Here is a 17523-nt window from a genome sequence, read left to right on the forward strand (position 1 = left end):
GCCGCCGGAGAACAGCAGCACCGGCCGCTCGAACTCCCCCGCCACCTCCCGGAAGACGTGCACCGCCTCCGACTCCAGCACATCCAGATGCGACAACGCATACGGAACATACGGACTACCGGGAGCGCTTCCGCTCATGCGAGTTCCTTCGCCTGCAGGAGCCGGAACACAGCGTGCGCGGACTCCTCGACACCCTGTTCGTGCGCAGAAATGCGCAGGTCCGGGTCGGCCGGCGCCTCGTACGGATCGTCCACGCCGGTGAGGCCGGTGAGCGTGCCCGCCGCCTGCCGGGCGTACAGGCCCTTGACGTCGCGGGCCGCGCACACCTCCAGCGGGGTGGCCACGTGCACCTCCAGATAGGCGGTGCCGGAGCTCTCGTGGCGTTTGCGCACGGCCTGCCTGCTGTCGGCGTAGGGGGCGATGACCGGCACCAGAGCGACGATGCCGTTGCGGGCCAGCACCTCGGCGAGCAGGCCGACGCGCTGGACGTTGGTGTACCGGTCCTCGCGCGAGAAGCCCAGGTCCGCGGTGAGGACGGCGCGGTTCTCGTCGCCGTCGAGCACCTCCACCCGCCGGCCGTCGCCGCGCAACCGCGCGGCCAGCGCCCGAGCGATGGTCGTCTTGCCCGCGCTCGGCAGGCCCGTCAGCCACACGGTGGCCCCCGGCCAGCACGTGCAGAAGGGGTGGAAGGAATGAGAGGGGAAGGAATGAGAGGTGGTCATCCGTCGCTCCCGGTTCGCCGAGTCGTGGTGTAAGCGATGCGTGCCCGGTCCGGCACCGGCAGGGACAGGACGCGTCCCACGACGGAGGCGAGGAGTGCGTGGGCCCGCTCCGGGCCGGGCGGGTCCTCGTCCGTCGTGCGCCAGGCCACCATGCCGTCCGGCCGTACGAATACGGCTCCCCCGGGCCCGGTTCCGCAGACCTCGGTGAAGGTTGCGGACGGGTCGCGGAGGTCGCCGTCACCGCCGGCGGCCACGTGCAGGCCGCGTACGGGGAGTCCGGTCGCGTCGGCGAGGCGGTCGGCCGCCCGCGCCCAGGCGGGGTGGGCCGAGAGGAGGGTGAGGCGGCCGTGGCAGAGGTCCAGTGTGGAGACGTCGGTGCCCACGGTGGTGCGCAGCCACAGGTGCGGCAGCCGGGTGCCGGGATCGGCCGTCAGGGCGAAGGCCGCGGGGAACGCCGGGCCTGGCGGGGCGCCGAGGACGGCTGTGGAGCGGTAGCGGTATCCCATGATCAGGGTCCGGGGGTCGCAGAGGGTTGCGCCGCCCAGGGCCTGCGGGGGTACGCCGTCGAGGAGCATGGACTGCTGTGCCGTGGCGCTTCCCACGGGCCGGCGCTCCTGGTCGTAGGTGGCGAGGAGCCCGGGGCCCGCCCAGGAGCCGGTGACCGCGGCGATTTTCCAGGCGAGGTTGTGCGCGTCCTGGAAGCCGACGTTGGATCCGTAGCCGCCCGACGGGGGGTGCAGGTGCGCCGCGTCCCCTATGAGGAAGACCGGTCCGGTGCTGTAGCGGGCCGCGATGCGGTGCCGGGCCCTCCAGTGGAAGACGGTGCGTATCTCCGCGTCGGCGTGTTCGTCGCCGATCGCGGCCAGGACCAGGGCGCGGCAGGTCCGCTCCGCGTAGGTGCCGTCCGGCTCGGCGAGCGCCGGGTCGTGGTCCACCGCGGCGCACCAGTGGTCGGGGGTGTTGAGTTCCATCACCGCGCCGTCGAACCCCGGGTTGCGGATCATGCACATGAAGAACCTGCGGGTGCGGTCCCATGCGCCGGGGGCGGCGCGGAAGAGCACGCTCACGCGGTGGGCGAGCGTGCCGTGTCCCTCGCGGGTGATGCCGACGCGTTCGGCGATGCTGCCGCGGGCGCCGTCGGCGGCGACGACGTACCGGGCGTCGACGCTGTAGGTGCGCCCGGTGGCGCCGGCGCGGATCCGGGCGCGGGCGCCGTCGGGGCCGGTGCGCAGGCCGGTGAGCTCGTGCCCGAAGCGTACGTCGGCGCCGTTGCGTGCGGCGGCCTCGGCGAGCAGGGGTTCCATGCGGTCCTGTCCGCACCAGAAGGGGGCGCAGGGGCCGGGTACGGCGAGTTCTTCCTCGCCCGTCTCCAGCACCTCGGCGTGGTGCAGGCCGGCGAGCGAGGTGGCGCCGAGGACGACCCTGGGGAGGAAACTGCCGGGCCGGTCCCGGGCCCGGGGGTCGTCCTCCCGGACCACTTCGAAGCCGGCCCGGCGGATCTCCTCCTCCAGGCCGGCTTCGCGGAAGAGTTCCATGGAGCGCCGGCTGACGTGGGTGGCGCGCGGTACGGCGGAGGTGGTCGTGTGCTGCTCGACGAGCAGGCAGCGCACGCCGTGGCGGGCGAGGAAGAGCGCCGTCGCCAGGCCCGTCGGCCCTCCTCCGACGACGAGCACCGGGACGTCCACCGCTGAAGTCTCCTCCCTGCCGCCGGGGTACGGTCCTTCAGGTCACTCAGGGTGACTCGGGTGACCCTTCAGGTCCTTCAGGCCTTGGTCGCCAGCCGGTCGCCGACCACCAGGTGGTCGAGCCGCATGCTTGCGAAGGCCTCGACGGCGTCCTCGGGTGTCTCGACGATGGGGCGGCCGGCGACGTTGAACGAGGTGTTGAGCAGCACCCCGCAGCCGGTGAGTTCTTCGAAGCGGCCGAGCAGGGCGTGCACCTTCGGGTTCTGCCCGGCGTCGAGGGTCTGCAGCCGGGCGGTGCCGTCGACGTGGGCCGCGGCCGGTACGGCGTCCGGCCGGGTGACGCGGGCGACGATCAGCATGAAGGGCGAGGGCTGGTCGAGGTCGAAGTAGTCGTGGGCGCGCTCCTGGCGGACGACGGGGGCGTAGGGGCGGAACCACTCGCGGTGTTTGACGTGGTCGTTGAGGTGGTCGCGGACCGAGGCGGGGTAGGGGGCGGCGAGGATGCTGCGGTGCCCCAGGGCCCGGGGGCCGAACTCGGAGCGGCCGTCGAACCAGCCGATGATCTTTCCTTCGGCGAGCAGGGCGGCCACCCGGCCGGGCAGGTCGTCGGGGGTCTCCACAGTGAAGCCCGAGGCGGCGAGGGCGGCGTCGGCCCTGGCGGTCGCGTAGGCGGGCCCTAGGTACGCCGTCCGGAGCGCCGGGAGGCCGGTCAGGGGCCTGCCCTCCAGCTGGTGGAGGCCGTAGTAGGCGCAGCCCAGGCTGATGCCGTTGTCCCCGGCGGCCGGTACGACGAAGACGCGTTCGAAGGGGGTTTCGCGCAGGACGCGCCCGTTGGCGACGCTGTTGAGGCCGACGCCGCCGGCGATGCACAGGTCCGTCAGGCCGGTGCGGCGGTGGAGGTCGTTCGCACAGTGCACGAGGGCGCGTTCCAGGATTTCCTGGGCGGCGTGGGCGAGGGCGGCGCGGTCATCGAAGTCCCCCGAGGCCACGAGGCGTTCGAAGGCGTGGTTGACCTTGCTCGCGGAGATGCTCACGCCGCCGCCGGGCAGCAGGGTGACGAGCTCCGCGACCTGGTCGGTGAAGCGGTCGTCGCCGTAGGGGGCGAGGCCCATGGTCTTGCCGTCCTCGCTGACCGGGTAGCGGGTCTTCGGTCCCGTGTAGGACAGGCCCAGGGCCAGGCTGGCGGCGCGGTAGAAGTGGCCCAGGGAGTTGTCGGTCTCCCCCGGCTGGTAGTAGGCGCTCTCGGACGCCGCGTCGACGAGGTGGGCGCCGCTGACGCGGTTCACGAGGCGGATCCCGGACTCGTCGGCGGTGAAGCCGCTGATCGTCTCCGCTTCACGCGGGCCCGGCCCGTCCTTCCGGCCGGTGACCAGGCTGCCGGAGTTGTCGCAGACCAGCACGGCGGCCCGGGTCATACCGGAGGCGCCGAACGCGCTGTAGGCGTGGGCGAGATGGTGATTGACGATCGTCACGCGTTTGCGGAACGAGTGGTAGAAGGGGCGGGGCACGAGTTCGCAGCAGACCACGTGGTCGACGTCCCCGGCCGTGGTGGCCAGGGCGTCGAGGCAGGCACGGCGGCTGAGGCCCGCCAGGAGGTCCGCGCCGAGCCCGTACTTGCTGCCGACCAGGCGCTCCTCGTCGACCGCCACCAGTTCCCGGCCGTCGGAGGCGCAGGAGGACCAGTCGTGTCCGGAGCCCCCCAGACCCAGCACCGTCATAGTGTCGATACTCCTTACAGCTGTGGTCGGATGCGGGCGAGGCGCTGTGCGGGTCAGACGCGGCGGATCTCCACGATGCGCAGCGGGCCGGAGCCGCAGGGCAGCGAGCGCTCCACGGCCAGGCCGGCCTTCTCCAGCAGGGTGGCGAACTCGCTCTCCGAGCGCTCGGCCCCGCCCACGAGGACGAGGAGGAGCAGGTCGACGAAGAGGGTCGAGGCCGCGGGCCGTTCGTCGATCAGGTTGTCGATCACGAGGAGCCGGGACGCGGGCGCCATGGCCACGGCGATCCTGCGGAGGATGCGCAGGACGTCCTCGTCGTCCCAGTCGTGCAGGACGTGCTTGATGAGGTAGAGGTCGGCGCCCGCGGGGATGGTCTCGAAGAAGTCGCCGGGGAGGACCTCGCAGCGCTCGCCGAGGCCCCGGCCCTCCAGCAGGGCGCGGGCCTCGCCGGCGACCGCGGGGCGCTCGAGGAGGACGCCGCGGGCGCCGGGGGCGCGCTCGAGGATGGCGGCCATGAGGCTGCCGCGGCCGCCGCCGATGTCGACGACGGTGCCCGCGCCGGAGAATTCGTAGGCCTCGGCGACCTGCCGGCTCTCGGCGAGGGACACCGATCCCATGGCGTGGTTGAACAGCTCCCGGGCCTGTGGGTCCTGCTGGGTGAGCTCCCAGAACGAGACGCCGTTGGCGACGTCGAAGGAGGCTTCGCCGGTGCGGACGCTGTGGGCGAGCCGTTCCCAGGCCCGCCAGTGCCAGGGAGCGGCCTGGAAGCGGGCGTCGGTGGCCACGGGGCTGGTGGGGTCGGGCAGCAGCACCTCGGAGAGGGCGTTGTGCCCGTACAGGTCGTCGTGCCCGAGGTCCTCGAAGATGCCCGAGGCGGCGAGCAGGCGCAGCAGTCTGCGCAGCGTGGGTTCGTGCGCGCCGGCCGCGGCGGCCAGGTCGGCGGCGGTGCGGGGGCCGTCCTGGAGGAGTCCCGGCAGGCCGAGCTCGACGGCGACGTGGATGGCGCGGGCTTTCCAGGCCCCTTGCAGGATGTCGTTGACGGTCTCCTCGGCGGTGGCGCGGGCCTGGTCGTCGTGCGTCCGCTCCGCAGTCATACGGGGGTTCCTCCACAGGGCGTTCGGGGCAGGCGGCGGGGTCCCGGCGGGGCCGGGGCGGCGAACGGGGGCCGGGCGGCCGTGGGCGCCCGGCGCACCGGGGGCGCGGGTGACCGGCGGGCTCCGGGGCACCGGGTGGCCGGCGGTGGGGCGGGCCGGGGCCGGGCGCGGCCCGCTCGGGTGAGGAAGTGACGCGCTTCAGGCGCGCGGACACCGGGGCTGCGACCGGGCAGCACCGGGAGGACGGGCAGGCCCCGGACAGACTGCGGGGCCGGGGGAAACTCTCGCAACGCCCGGAGCGGCGCGTCAAGAATGCCTCCGCCGGTGGCCCGGTGGGGGCCGGAACTCTCCGCCGGGTTTCGGCCATCGTGGATCAGCGGCCGTGCCCGGGCGCATCACGGGTCCCGCACGGCCCTACGCTGGCGGAAGACCCCACTCGCCCCGTGCGGCGGAACAGCCGCCCGCCACCGGAAGAAGGACCGCCCATGACCCCGCAGGAACTGTCGGACTTCGCGCTGGAGCTGCCGGAGGCCTTCGACGACGAGGCGTTCGGGCCCGGGGCCACGGTGTTCAAGGTGGAGGGCAAGGTGTTCGCGATCCTCCAGGACCCCTCCGGGGAGCGTCCGGCCCAGGTCACGCTGAAGTGCGAGCCGGATCTGGCCCTGCACCTGCGGGAGCAGTACGCCGCCGTGGAGCCCGGCTATCACGTCAACAAGCGCCACTGGAACACGGTTGTCCTGAACGGAACCGTTCCCGTGGAGGAGGTGCGGGAGATGGTGGAACACTCATACGACCGTGTGGTGTCGGGTCTGCCGAAGGCGGCCCGCGATCGCCTGCGCCTGCTGCGCGCGGCCTGATCCTTCGTCTCCTCCGCCCCCACTCCCCGCCCCTCCGCCGCTCGCTCCCCCACGTTCTCCGATGACCGGTATGCCAACTGCCCAGCAGACCGAGGGAGTCGTACGTGACGTTTCGCCAGCGTGTCGTCGTCATCATCACCGAGGGCGCCGCGCCCGAGCTGCTCGAGCGGTGGTGCGCGAAGGGTCTGCTGCCCGGCTTCGCCCGGCTGCGCGCGCAGGGCGTCCACGGGCCGCTGCGCGCGGAGGGCACCCCGTACGAGCCGCCGGGCCTGCTGAGCGTCCTGACCGGGCGGCGGGCCGGGCGGCACGGCTTCTACTCCTACTGGACCTGCCACGATCCCGAGTACGCCCCGCAGGTCCTGACCTCGAAGGACCGCCGGTTCCCGGTGCTGTGGCAGCAGGAGGTGTTCACCGGCGTCAGGTTCGCCTCGATCGGCGTGTTCGGCACCCATCCGCCCGAGCCGTTCGACGGCTCGCTGATCACCTATCCGATGTACGCCACCCTCCACGCCTGCCATCCGCGGAGCCTGCAGCGCACCCTGGCGGCGCGGGGCGTCCGGCCGGTCCACGACGTCTCGGTGTTCTGGACCGGCCAGGACCGTGACGAGCTGCTGCCCTCCCTGCTGGAGGCGGACGTCCAGCGCGGGCGCGCGGCGCTCGCGCTGCTGGAGGACCACGACGTCGTGCTCGTCAACCTCACCTCCATCGACCGGACGTCGCACATCTACTGGCAGGAGCTGGAACGGGGGCCGGAGCACGAGGAGTCGAGCGCCGTCCTCGCCGCGTACCGCACCTGCGACCGCGTCATCCAGGACGTCCTGGACCGGGCGGACGACCGCACCACGGTCCTGGCGTTCTCGGAGATCGGTTTCGGCCCGCTGCGCAACTACCACTCCGTCAACGCCGAGCTGGAGTCCTGCGGCTTCCTCTCGCACGCCGCGGACGGCCGCGCCGAGTGGGCACGCAGCCGGGCCTTCGAGGCGGTGCAGGGCACGCACGGGGTGAACGTCAACCTGCGCGGGCGGTACAAGCACGGCACGGTCGCCGAGCGCGACTACGAGGCGGTGCGCACCGAGGTCGCGGCGGCGCTGCTGGAGCGGCTCAACCCCCGTACGGGCAGGCCCTTCCTGGCGGCCGTGCACCGGCGGGAGGAGGTCTACGCGGGCGAGGCCGTCCACCTGGCCCCGGACCTCGTCCTGGAGCCGGCGGACTGGCGCTACCTCCCCCTGGGGGATCCCGCGTGGGCCTCCCACGTGCACCGCGACTGGCAGAGCGGCTGGCACCGCCGCGATTCCTACTGGGCGGCGCTGGGCCCGGGCTTCTCCGGCGGCGCCGCGCGTTCGCGCGTCGCGGCCCCCGTCGACATACCCGCAACCGTGTGCGAACTGCTCGGGCGTGACGTGCCGTCGGATTGGGACGGCGTTCCGCTGTCCTGAAATCGCCCCTCAATAGGCAGCGTTGACACGCGGAAGCGATACGGCGATTGGCCAAGTCCGCCGATGGGTCACTAGCCTGCACGGGTCCAGCACATTCGGACTTCGCGGCCCGGCCGGCCCGGACGGAAGACGGCCGCCCCCCGGAGACCCATTTTAAAGTGCAAGAAAGTGCAGGAAAGGAAACGCATGTCAGCAAGGATTTCCCTGTTCGCGGTGGTCGTCGAGGACATGGCCAGGTCGCTGGAGTTCTACCGCCTGCTGGGCGTGGAGATTCCCGCCGAGGCCGACGCCGCGCCGCACGTCGAGGTGGTGCTCGACGGCGGCGTCCGGCTCGCCTGGGACACGGCGGCCACGATCCGTTCGTACGACCCGCAGTGGGAGGCCCCGAGCGGCGGCCACCGCGTGGCCATCGCCTTCGAGTTCCCCGACACCGCGGCCGTGGACGCCAAGTACGCCGAGCTCGTCGGCGCCGGCTACGAGGGCCACCTCAAGCCGTGGGATGCCGTGTGGGGCCAGCGCTACGCCATCGTCAAGGACCCCGACGGCACCGTGATCGACCTCTTCGCGCCCCTGTCGTAGGCAAGGCGCGCGACCTTCCGCGGGGCCCGGTTCCGGTGACGCGCCCGGGCTCCGCCGCCACTGTCGTTCCACGCAACCCGGTTCTCCGGAACATCCCCCGTTCTCCGGAAGGTGGGCACCATGGTCCTACGAGCGCCCGGGCGGCGGCGGGAACCACGCCGCGCCCTGTCCCCGCTCCCCGCACGTGTCACCCGCGAAGAACTCTCCGCGGGGGCCGCATTCGCGCCCCGGGATTTCGGCCGGGGCCCGGCCGGGCTGCCGGAGCTGCCCGGTTCCCTGGCCTCCGCCCCGCTGGGCACACTCCGTTCCGGCATTCTCACCGGACACCTCGGCGGCCCCTGGCTGAGCGGCTTCCCGCGCTATGTCTGGCACCGGTCCGGTGACACCGTCGTGGAATTCCGGCTGACCGGCCGGCGCCCCGGCGAATACACCGGATACGAACTCCACCCGAGTGAATGGCCGGAAGGGCTGGCGGACCATGCTTCCTGAGTTCCAATTGCAGTGGAATTGGCACGAGGCCCCCGCCGGCGGCCGGGACGAGCTGCAGGCGACCCGGGCCGACCTGCGCATAGCGGTGGGCGCCGAGACCGTCACCCTGATCCGGGAGCCCGGCGCCGGGACGTACCGCGAGCACGTCACCGGCTCCCTCTACCCCATGGCCGAGTGGATCGCCTTCAACTGGTGGTCGCTCGTGGCCGACGCGCGGCCGGGCACCCAGATATCCCAGCTCCGCTTCGCCTACAAGTACGGCGTCGGCGACGACCGCGGCGCGTGGTGGGTCCGTTCGCGCCGCCACGTCTTACGCGCGGCCTGCGACGGCTTCCGCTGGCCGGACATGCTCTTCGTGCCCGAGGGCCGGGAGACCCGGATCGTGTGGATGCCCGACATGGGGCCCGACGTCCGCCCCGGCGACCACTTCGCGAGCCGCGGCAACAGCTGTGTGGAGAGCGCGGCGTTCACCGCCTCCCTGGCCGCGTTCGTGGACGCCGTCGCGGACCGCCTGGCCGGGCAGGGCATCACGGACACCCCGCTGCAGGAGGAGTGGGCGGCGATCCGCTCCACCGGCGAGGAGGAGGCCGCCTTCTGCCGCGTCGCCGCGCGCCTGGGCCTCGACCCCTACAGCGAGGCCGAACCGTACGAGGCCGACATCGTCAAGGCCGCCGAGCAGCTGCCGGAGCCGCTGGCCGGTGACTTCTTCAACGGCGTGCGGCCGGAGCGGATCGCCGACCAGCTGGAGTGGGTGGCGCGGGCGCGCACGCTGATGGGCACGGCCCCCGAGGGCGCCGCGCCGGCCGACGCCCTGGTGGAGCTGCGGAAGGCCTGCGCCGACGTGAGCGCCCGGTTCTTCGCCCCGGGCAACCTCGACAACCCCTGGCACCTCGGGTACGAGGTGGCGCACCGGGTCCGCGCGTGGGCCGGCCTGGAGGACACCCGGCCCTTCGACCCGGCCCCCTTCATGAGCTACCGCACCGAACAGGTCCCCTACCTGGACCGCGGGCTGGTCGCCCTCGGCACGAGCCGGGGCGCGGAGGGGGCCGCCCTGGTGTCCGCCCGCCGCTTCACCGACCGTCCCCGGCGCTTCCTGCAGGCCCGGGCCCTGTGGCACCTGATCTGCGACACCGACGACACCTTCCTCATCGCCGCCGCCCACACCCACCGCCAGCACGTGGCCCGGGGCTTCGCCCTGGAGGTCCTCGCCCCGGCCCGGGGCATCGCGACCCTGCTGTCCGACCCGGCCCACCTGGTGTCCGCCGAGGACGTGGAGCTGATCGCCGACGACTACGGCTGCGGCAACATCGTCGTGGAGCACCAGCTGGACAACCTCGTCCTGGCAAGGGACTTCGCCCGGCCGGGCCCGGACCGCACCGGTGCGCGGGGTGACGGGGGCCGGTCCGCATGACCGCACGCGTTCCGTCCCTCTTCCCCTTCCCGCCCGGCCCCCTGGGCACGGTCCCGCCCGCGTTCGGACGGCTCCTGGCCGAGGACCCCGTGCCCGAGGTCCGGCTGGCCGACGGGGCGCGGATCCGCCTGGTCACCCGCCACGAGGACGTCCGGACCGTGCTGGCCGACGACCGCTTCAGCCGGCACCGGGCGGCCCTGCTGCCCGGGCGGGGGTTCGGCCGCTCGCAGGGGTCCGGCATCGTGGACCTCGACCCGCCGGACCACGCCCGGCTGCGGGGGCCGGTGGCCGCCGCGTTCGGCGCGGAGCGGGCCGCGCGCTTCGTGCCGCGCATCGAGGAGATCGCCGGGGACGTCCTCGCCGGGCTGCCCGCCGGGGCCGGCACCGTGGACCTGGTCACGGCGTACACCGCGCCCTTCGCCGGCCGTGTCACCTGCGAGCTGCTCGGGTTCCCCGGTGACCGCTGGCGGGCCGTCACCTCCGACGTGGAGCTCCTGCTGCTGCCCCGGGGAGCCGCCGAGGAGGACCTGGCGGCCGCCCGGGACCGGCTCGGGAAGGCCTTGGGCGACCTGCTCGCCGCCTGCCGGGCCGCGCCCGGCGACAGCGTCGCCCACGCGCTCCTGGGCGCGGGCCCGCAGGACGCCGCCGCGAGCCTGACCGACGAGGATCGCAGGCTGCTCCTCCACGGCCTGGTCATCTCCGGCTTCGTCACCATCCGGGACCTCCTGGCCCGCCACCTCTTCGGCGTGCTCTCCTCCCCCGGCCTCGCCGCCCGGCTGGCCGGCGACCCGGCCCTCGTCCCGGTGGCCGTATGGGAACTGCTGCGCTTCTACCCCTCCACCCACGACGGGCTGCTGCGGGTCGCCACCGAGGACGTGGTGCTCTCCGGCAGCCGCATCGCCGCCGGGGAGGCGGTGCTGCCGCTGGTGGCGGCCGCCTCCCGCGACCCGGAGGTCTTCCCCGACCCCGACGTCCTCGACATCAGCCGGATCGCCGACCGCGCCATCGCCTTCGGCGCGGGCCGGCACGCCTGCCCGGCCGCCGACCTCGCCGTGGCCGAGCTGACCGTGGGCGTCGCACGGCTGCTCGCGGCGTTCCCCGGCATCGCGCCGGCCGTGCCGCCCGAGGAGATCGAGCACAGCAGCGAACTGCTGCCCCTCGCCGTCCGGTCGCTGCCGGTGGTCCTCGGACCGCGGCACTGACCGGCCCGACCCGAACCTCCGCGCCCGGCGGGGCTGCGGCCCGCGGCCCGCCCGGCGCGGACGCTCGTCCCGCTCCATCCAGAAAGGTTCATCGGTGAATTCAGCAAGCCACCAGTCACCGGGCGCGCCCGTCCCGCTCGGCGCACCGGACGCCGAGGAGCTCAGAGCTCACGTCGCCGGCCCCGTCCTGCTGCCCGGGGAGGAGGGCTTCGACGAGGAGCTCGCCGGCTTCGAGCTGTCCGTCACGCACCGCCCGGCGCTCATCGTCGGCGCCACCGGCGCGGCCGACGTCATCGCGGCCGTGCGCTTCGCCGCGGAGCGCGGCCTCGGGGTGGCGGTCCAGGCGACCGGCCACGGCATCTCCCGGCCCGCCACCGACGTGTTCATCGGCACCCGGCGGATGACCGGTGTACGGGTGGACCCGCAGGCCCGCACGGCGCGCATCGAGGCGGGCGTCCGCTGGGAGCAGGTGATCCACGAGGCGGCCGTGCACGGGCTGGCGCCGCTCAACGGCTCGGCGCCGTTCGTCGGAGCGGTCTCGTACTCCCTCGGCGGGGGGCTCGGGCTCCTCTCGCGCAAGTACGGCTTCGCGACCGACCACATCACCTCCTTCGACCTCGTCACCGCCGACGGCCGGCTGCTGGAGGTCACCCCCGAGCAGCACCCCGACCTGTTCTGGGGGGTGCGCGGCAGCAAGGGCAACCTCGGCATCGTCACCTCCCTGGAGGTGCGGCTGTTCCCCGTGAGCCGGGTGTACGGGGGCGGGCTGTTCTTCGACGCCGAGTCGACCCCGGCGGCGCTGAAGACCTGGCTCGCGTGGGCGCCCCGGATGCCGGAGGAGATGGCGTCCTCGGTGTTCCTCGCCGAGTACCCCGACGCCGAGGGGCTGCCGGGGCCACTGCGCGGCCGGTTCGTCACCCACATCCGGCTGGCCTACCTCGGGGAGCCCGAGGAGGCCGAGCGGCACTTCGCCGAGCTCCGGGCGGCCGGCACGGTCGTCATGGACACGGTGGCCTCCCTGCCGTACACGCGCGCCGGGGAGATCCATAACGACCCGCCGTCGCCCGTGGCGAGCTACAGCAAGACCTTCATGCTCCGCCGGCTCGACGAGAAGGCCGCCGACCTGATCCTGCAGCTGGCCGGCCCCGGGACGAATGCGGTGCACGGCGTGGAGCTGCGCCACCTGGGCGGCGCCCTGTCCCGGCCCCCGCAGGTCCCCAGCGCGGTGGGCCACTTCCCGGACGCGGTCTTCAACGCCTACATCGCCTCCCTGATCGAGCCGGAGACGATCGAGTCCGTCGACCGGGCGCAGCAGGGCTTCGTGGACGCCCTGCGGCCCTGGACGACGCCCGGGGCGTGCCTGAACTTCCTCGCGGGCCACAACACGTCGGTGGAGGTCGCCCGCGGCGCCTTCACGCCGGAGAACTACGCCCGGCTGCAGGGGCTGAAGGCGCGGCACGACCCGGGCAACGTCTTCCGGTTCAACCCCAACATCCCGCCGCTGCCCGCGTAGCCGGCGCGCGGCGGCCGCCCCGGGGCCCTCGTGCTCCGGCGCGGCCGCCGCCCGCGCGTTCCGGCGGGGCGCACGTCACGGACGACACGAGGAGACGGTGAGGCACATGGAGAGCGTGGCCGAGCAGGTTCCCATGTACATCGGCGGCCTGGCCGTGCCGGCCCGCGACGGTGCCGTCCTGCGCACCTTCGAGCCGGCGACGCGGCGTCACCTGGCCGACGTGCCGAGCGGCGGCCCCGAGGACGTGCGCCGGGCGGTGGCGGCCGCCCGGAAGGCCTTCGACGAGGGCCCCTGGCCCCGGATGCCGGCGCGGGAGCGGGCCCGCCTGCTGCGCGCGGCGGCGGAGCGGCTGGCCGGTGAGGCGGCGGAGTTCGCGCACCTGGAGGTGCGCGACAACGGCGCGACGCTGCGCAAGGCGCGGGGGGCGGACGTGCCCGGCGCGGCGGCGGCGTTCGAGTGGAGCGCCTGGTGGGCGGAGCACGTGCCCGAGCGGGAGCCCGGGGACGGCGGCGCGTACGTGCTGTGGCGGCCGGCCGGGGTCGTCGCCGCGATCGTGCCCTGGAACCTGCCGCTGTTGCTGGCCGCCTGGCGGATCGCGCCCGCGATCGCCGCGGGCAACACGTGTGTGATCAAGCCGGCTTCGTTCGCTTCGCTGTCCGTGCTGCGCCTGGTGCGGCTGCTGCACGAGTGCGGGCTGCCGCCGGGCGTGGTCAATGTGGTCACGGGGCCGGGTGCGGTGACCGGTGAGAGTCTGGTGCGCGCCCCGGGGGTGGACCTCGTGGCGTTCACCGGCTCCGACGAGACGGGGGACGCCGTACGGCAGGGGGCGGCGTCGGCGGGCACGAGCACCCGCCTGGACCTGGGGGGCAAGTCGCCCAACCTCGTGCTGGCGGACGCCGATCTCGAACAGGCCGTGAAGGGTGTGGCGTGGGGGGCGTTCCTGCACAACGGGCAGGTGTGCATGGCGGGCACCCGGGCCGTGGTGCACGCCGCCGTCCACGACGATTTCGTGCGGCTGCTCGTCGAGCGGGTGGGGCGGCTGCGGCTGGGCGACCCGCTGGACGAGGCCACCGACCTCGGTCCTCTGGTGTCGCGCAGCCAGGCGCGCACGGCCCGGCGCTTCACCGAGCTGGGCCTGTCCCAGGGGGCGCGGCTGGCGTGCGGCGGAGGTTCCCCGGCCGCGGGCGAGCTGGCCGAAGGGCTGGATGCCGCCGCGTACTTCAGGCCCACGGTGCTGACCTCGGTGGGCGAGCGGGACGCCGTCGCGCAGGAGGAGATCTTCGGCCCCGTGCTGTCCGTCCTCCGTGCCGGCGACGACGAGGAGGCGGTGCGCATTGCCAACGGCACCCGCTACCGGCTCAGCGCCGGTGTCTGGTCCGCCGACCCGGCGCGGGCGCGCGCCGTCGCCGAGCGGCTGCGCGCGGACCGGGTGTGGATCAACGACTACCGCCTGGTCGACCTGGAGCGGCCGGGCCGGGCGGGCGGCTCCTCCGCCGTCTGGGACCGGCTGACGAACGAACTGGACTCCTACCGGCGGCGGCACACCGTGCACGAGGGCCGCGAGCAGGGGGCGGGACGGCCGGCGGGGCCGCCCACTCCCTACGCGCTGCTGGGCGGATGAGGTCAGGCGACGGGGCGGCGGGAGCCGTGCTGCGGGAGGCCGAGGAGCCCCCGCAGGGTCGGTGCCACGTCGTAGAGCGAGAGGCCGACGGCCTGTCCCGGGGCGACGCCCGGCGCGCTGAGCGCGAAGATGCCGGTGTCGCCGTGGTTGGCGTGGTCCGGCCCGGTGTCGTTCTCCGTCGTGTAGAGGCCCTTGCCCATGCCGAGGGTGGCCAGGGCCCGCCAGCGCAGGTTCCCGACGTAGACGAGGAGGTCCGGGGCGATGCCGTTGACCTCCGGGTACAGCTCGCCGGGGCGCAGGGCGCGGGTGCCCATCGGCTGCCCCTGGTCGTCCGGCACGGCCTCCAGCGCCGCGGCGACGAGGTCGCGGGTGCTCTCGTACTCGGCGGCGGGGATCGTGCCGTGCGGCTCCCTGCCCTCGACGTTGAGGAAGATCCGTCCGTAGTAGCCGCCCTCGGCCCAGGCGGTGGTGCGCTTCCAGTCGATCCGGGCCGCGCTGACGGGTGTGGGGCCGGCGGCCTCCTCGGCCAGGACGAGGAGGCCTTCCTTGCGCAGCCACTCGTTGATGAAGAAGCCGCCCACCATGGGCTGTGCCCCGTGGTCGGAGACGACGAGCACGGCGGTGTCCTCGGGCAGGCACTCCAGGAACCGGCCGAGGTGCCGGTCGAGGGCGCGGTAGTAGTCGCGGAAGAGGCCGGCGTGGGGGTTGCCGGGCTCGTGCCGGGGGTGGCCGGGGTCGCAGTACTTCCAGAAGCCGTGGTGCAGGCGGTCGGGGCCCATGTCCACGAAGGAGAGGAAGTCCCACTCCTGGGTGGTCGCGAGGTGGCGGGCGACCTCGAAGCGCTGCTCGCTCATGTCGAAGATCTGCTGCGAGACGCGGCCGAGCTCGGGGGAACGGAAGTCCTCGACGTCCAGGGCGTAGCCGCCGGTCAGCTTGTGCAGGTCGGCGGCGAGGCCGGGCGGCGAGGTGTACTGCGCCTGGGTGCTGGGCGCGAGGAAGCAGGAGACCATCGCTCCCCGGATGGGGGCGGGCGGGTAGGTGCCGGGCACGCCGAGGACGACGCTGGGGCGCCCGGCCTCCGTCATCTCGTCCCAGATCCGCGGGGCCCGGATGCTGTGGGACGTGGCGAACTTCAGCGGGCCGTAGTCGTGGGCGGCGCGGTCCCGGAATCCGTAGACGCCGAGTTCGCCGGGAGTGCGGCCCGACATCATGCAGGACCACGCGGGCATGGTGATGGGCGGGTCGACACTGCGCATCGGTCCCCACAGGGAATTGCGGCGCAGTGCGGTGAACACCGGCATGTCGTCGGCGAACCGGTCGAACATGTACTGCGGAGTCGCGGAGTCGAGGCCTATCACGGCCACTTTACGGGCAGCGGGCATCGGGGATTCCTCTCACTGTGCACAGCGCGCGACCGCGCGCGGATCCTGCGTGGAGAAAACATGAGCGCCGCAAAAAACATACGCGCCGCCGGAGATATACGACAGGGGGCAAGAGGACGATGAGGATCAGCATTGCACTGCCGAATACCGTACCGGGCGCGGACGGACGCCTTTTAATGGAATGGGCGCGAAGGGCCGAGGAGCGCGGATTCGCCTCGCTGGCCGTCACGGAGCGGCTGGTGTACCCGGGCCACGACCCGTTGCTCACGCTGGCCGCCGCGGCCGCGGTGACGTCCCGGATCGGGCTGCTGACCAACGTCCTGATCGGCCCGCTGCGCACGGCGCCGGTGCTGGCCAAGTCGGTGGCGTCGCTGGCGTCGCTGTCCGGCGGGCGGCTCGTCCTGGGGATGGGGCCGGGCGTGCGGGGGGACGACTTCGAGGCCGCGGGGCGCCCCTTCGCGGGGCGGCGCGCGGCTTTCGAGGAGCAGCTGGAGCTGCTCGGGCGGGGCGCGGTGCCCGCGGCGGGTGCGGAGGTGCCGGTGCTGGTGGGCGGGCTGAGCGACGCGGCCGTGCGCCGCGTGGTGCGCCGGGGCGACGGCTGGACGGCGCCGGGCCTGGAGCCGGAGGCGGTCCTGCCGTTCGCCGCACGGGTGCGCCGCGCCTGGTCCGAGGGCGGGCGCTCCGGCGCGCCGCGCATCGTGGCGCTGGCGCGCTTCGCGCTGGGCGAGGACGTGGAGCGGGAGTCGGCGGCGTTCGTGCGGGACTACTTCTCCGTGCTGGGCGCGGAGGCCGAGGAGTTCGTGGCGAAGACGCCCCGCACGCCGGAGCGGATCCGCGAGGCCGTCGAAGAGCTGGCCGGCGGAGGGGTGGACGAGGTGGTCCTGCACCCCACCGCGGCCGCGCTGTCGCAGGTGGACCGGCTGGCGGACGTGCTGCTCCCCTAGGCCGGGTCCGCGACTTGTTCCTCTTGTCCCTCGCGGGCGAAGGGCAGGGCCCGCTCCACGCCGTCCAGCCGGAAGGGATGCCCTACCTGGAAGATCAGGTGGCGGGCGCCCGCGGCCACCAGCCGGTGCAGCTCTTCGCCGGTCTGGTCACGGGTGACGAAGGCGCTGCGTTCGATCGCCGCCGGGTCGCGGCCCACCTCGGCGCACCACTGGTCGAGCACGCGGTTGCCCTCGGCGAAGCGCCAGGCCATGGTGTTCCAGATGGTGGCACGCTCGGCGGCGAAGCGCAGCAGGCGCCTGCGGCCGTCGCCGCCGATGAGCAGGGGCAGGGCGCCCAGCGGTCCGGGGTTGAGGCGGGCGAGCCTGCGGTCGATCCGGGCCACCGCGTCAACGAGCCCGGCGACGCGCTCTCCCGCTCCGGGCACGGGGTATCCGTACTCCTTCAGGTCGCGTTCGACCCAGCCCGCGCCCATGCCCAGGATGAGGCGGCCGTCGCTGAGGTGGTCGACGGTGCGGGCCATGTCGGCGAGCAGGTCGGGGTTGCGGTAGGCGTAGTTGGTGACGAGGGTGCCCACCCGGGCGGCGCGGGTGTCGGCGGCCAGGGCGGCCAGCAGGGTCCACGCCTCGTAGTGGCTGCCGTCGGGGTCGCCGGTGAGCGGGAAGAAGTGGTCCCACAGCCACAGCGAGTCCACGCCCAGGGAGTCGGCCGCGCGCCAGGCGGCGCGCAGTTCACGCACGGAGGTGTGCTGGGGGGTCAGCCAGACCCCGATCCTGATGCGCCCGTCCGGTCGCGTGAGTGCGTACGTCATCGTGGGAACCGCCCTTCCGGCGTGTGCGGGAATCATGTCGCGGGGATTACCGCGCTGTTGT

15 protein-coding genes and 1 pseudogene are annotated in these 17523 nt (G+C 73.9%); 9 read left to right on the forward strand and 7 right to left on the reverse strand.

The genetic code is table 11. The annotated features are described in order from the left end of the window. From IF61_RS35535 to IF61_RS0127265, 5 genes and pseudogenes are all read right to left on the reverse strand, one after another. Positions 1 to 138: pseudogene (locus tag IF61_RS35535) on the reverse strand (sulfate adenylyltransferase subunit CysD); the annotation flags it as partial. Continuing rightward, entirely contained in the window at positions 135 to 722 is a 588-nt protein-coding gene (gene cysC / locus IF61_RS0127250; protein WP_052393094.1) for an adenylyl-sulfate kinase, read from the reverse strand. The pseudogene IF61_RS35535 and the gene cysC, both read right to left, overlap by 4 nt. Then, positions 719 to 2407, reverse strand: coding sequence for an FAD-dependent oxidoreductase (locus tag IF61_RS0127255; RefSeq protein WP_052393095.1), 1689 nt, complete (start codon positions 2405 to 2407; stop codon positions 719 to 721). Before IF61_RS0127255 ends, cysC begins: the two co-directional genes overlap by 4 nt. A gap of 77 nt (positions 2408 to 2484) precedes the next feature. After that, positions 2485 to 4125: a carbamoyltransferase family protein gene (locus tag IF61_RS32800; RefSeq protein WP_052393096.1), complete on the reverse strand. Its 1641-nt coding sequence runs from the start codon at positions 4123 to 4125 to the stop codon at positions 2485 to 2487. Positions 4126 to 4178: 53 nt separating this feature from the next. After that, positions 4179 to 5219, reverse strand: coding sequence for a methyltransferase (locus tag IF61_RS0127265; RefSeq protein ID WP_052393097.1), 1041 nt, complete (start codon positions 5217 to 5219; stop codon positions 4179 to 4181). Positions 5220 to 5704: 485 nt separating this feature from the next. Between IF61_RS0127265 and IF61_RS0127270 the strand changes: the two genes are divergently transcribed. The 8 genes from IF61_RS0127270 (at position 5705) to IF61_RS0127305 (ending at position 14327) form a co-directional block, all read left to right on the forward strand. Then, positions 5705 to 6076 carry an MmcQ/YjbR family DNA-binding protein gene (locus IF61_RS0127270; protein WP_030369185.1) on the forward strand — a complete coding sequence of 124 codons (372 nt, stop codon included), beginning with the start codon at positions 5705 to 5707 and terminating at the stop codon, positions 6074 to 6076. A 104-nt stretch (positions 6077 to 6180) separates the two neighbouring features. After that, entirely contained in the window at positions 6181 to 7512 is a 1332-nt protein-coding gene (locus IF61_RS0127275; RefSeq protein WP_030369186.1) for an alkaline phosphatase family protein, read from the forward strand. 186 nt (positions 7513 to 7698) lie between these two features. After that, on the forward strand, positions 7699 to 8091 hold the full coding sequence (locus tag IF61_RS0127280; protein WP_030369187.1) for a VOC family protein: 393 nt from the start codon (positions 7699 to 7701) through the stop codon (positions 8089 to 8091). A gap of 120 nt (positions 8092 to 8211) precedes the next feature. After that, positions 8212 to 8580 (forward strand): hypothetical protein, encoded by a 369-nt coding sequence (locus tag IF61_RS0127285; protein WP_030369188.1) that lies wholly within the window; start codon positions 8212 to 8214, stop codon positions 8578 to 8580. Continuing rightward, positions 8570 to 9991, forward strand: a complete 1422-nt coding sequence (locus tag IF61_RS0127290; protein ID WP_157848691.1) for a hypothetical protein — start codon at positions 8570 to 8572, stop codon at positions 9989 to 9991. The genes IF61_RS0127285 and IF61_RS0127290 overlap by 11 nt, the downstream gene beginning before the upstream one ends. After that, positions 9988 to 11193: a cytochrome P450 gene (locus IF61_RS0127295; protein ID WP_030369190.1), complete on the forward strand. Its 1206-nt coding sequence runs from the start codon at positions 9988 to 9990 to the stop codon at positions 11191 to 11193. The genes IF61_RS0127290 and IF61_RS0127295 overlap by 4 nt, the downstream gene beginning before the upstream one ends. A gap of 94 nt (positions 11194 to 11287) precedes the next feature. Beyond that, on the forward strand, positions 11288 to 12706 hold the full coding sequence (locus IF61_RS0127300; protein WP_078660542.1) for an FAD-binding oxidoreductase: 1419 nt from the start codon (positions 11288 to 11290) through the stop codon (positions 12704 to 12706). A 106-nt stretch (positions 12707 to 12812) separates the two neighbouring features. Then, on the forward strand, positions 12813 to 14327 hold the full coding sequence (locus IF61_RS0127305) for an aldehyde dehydrogenase family protein (protein ID WP_052393098.1): 1515 nt from the start codon (positions 12813 to 12815) through the stop codon (positions 14325 to 14327). Between the two features lie 2 nt (positions 14328 to 14329). On the opposite strand, the gene IF61_RS0127310 is transcribed toward IF61_RS0127305, so the two are convergent. Beyond that, complete coding sequence (locus tag IF61_RS0127310) at positions 14330 to 15709, reverse strand: alkaline phosphatase family protein (protein ID WP_030369193.1); 1380 nt, start codon at positions 15707 to 15709, stop codon at positions 14330 to 14332. Between the two features lie 119 nt (positions 15710 to 15828). Here IF61_RS0127310 and IF61_RS0127315 point away from each other — a divergent pair, with 119 nt between their 5' ends. After that, the gene (locus tag IF61_RS0127315; protein WP_030369194.1) at positions 15829 to 16653 is read left to right on the forward strand and encodes an LLM class flavin-dependent oxidoreductase; all 825 of its coding nucleotides are present in this window, start codon (positions 15829 to 15831) and stop codon (positions 16651 to 16653) included. Here the strand turns inward: IF61_RS0127315 and IF61_RS0127320 are convergent. After that, positions 16650 to 17462, reverse strand: a complete 813-nt coding sequence (locus IF61_RS0127320; RefSeq protein WP_030369195.1) for an LLM class F420-dependent oxidoreductase — start codon at positions 17460 to 17462, stop codon at positions 16650 to 16652. The two genes, IF61_RS0127315 and IF61_RS0127320, sit on opposite strands and share 4 nt — an antisense overlap. Between the last annotated feature and the right edge of the window lie 61 nt (positions 17463 to 17523).

Origin of the sequence: Streptomyces roseoverticillatus (assembly GCF_000719265.1) — a bacterium.
Classification (GTDB): Bacteria; Actinomycetota; Actinomycetes; order Streptomycetales; family Streptomycetaceae; genus Streptomyces; species Streptomyces roseoverticillatus.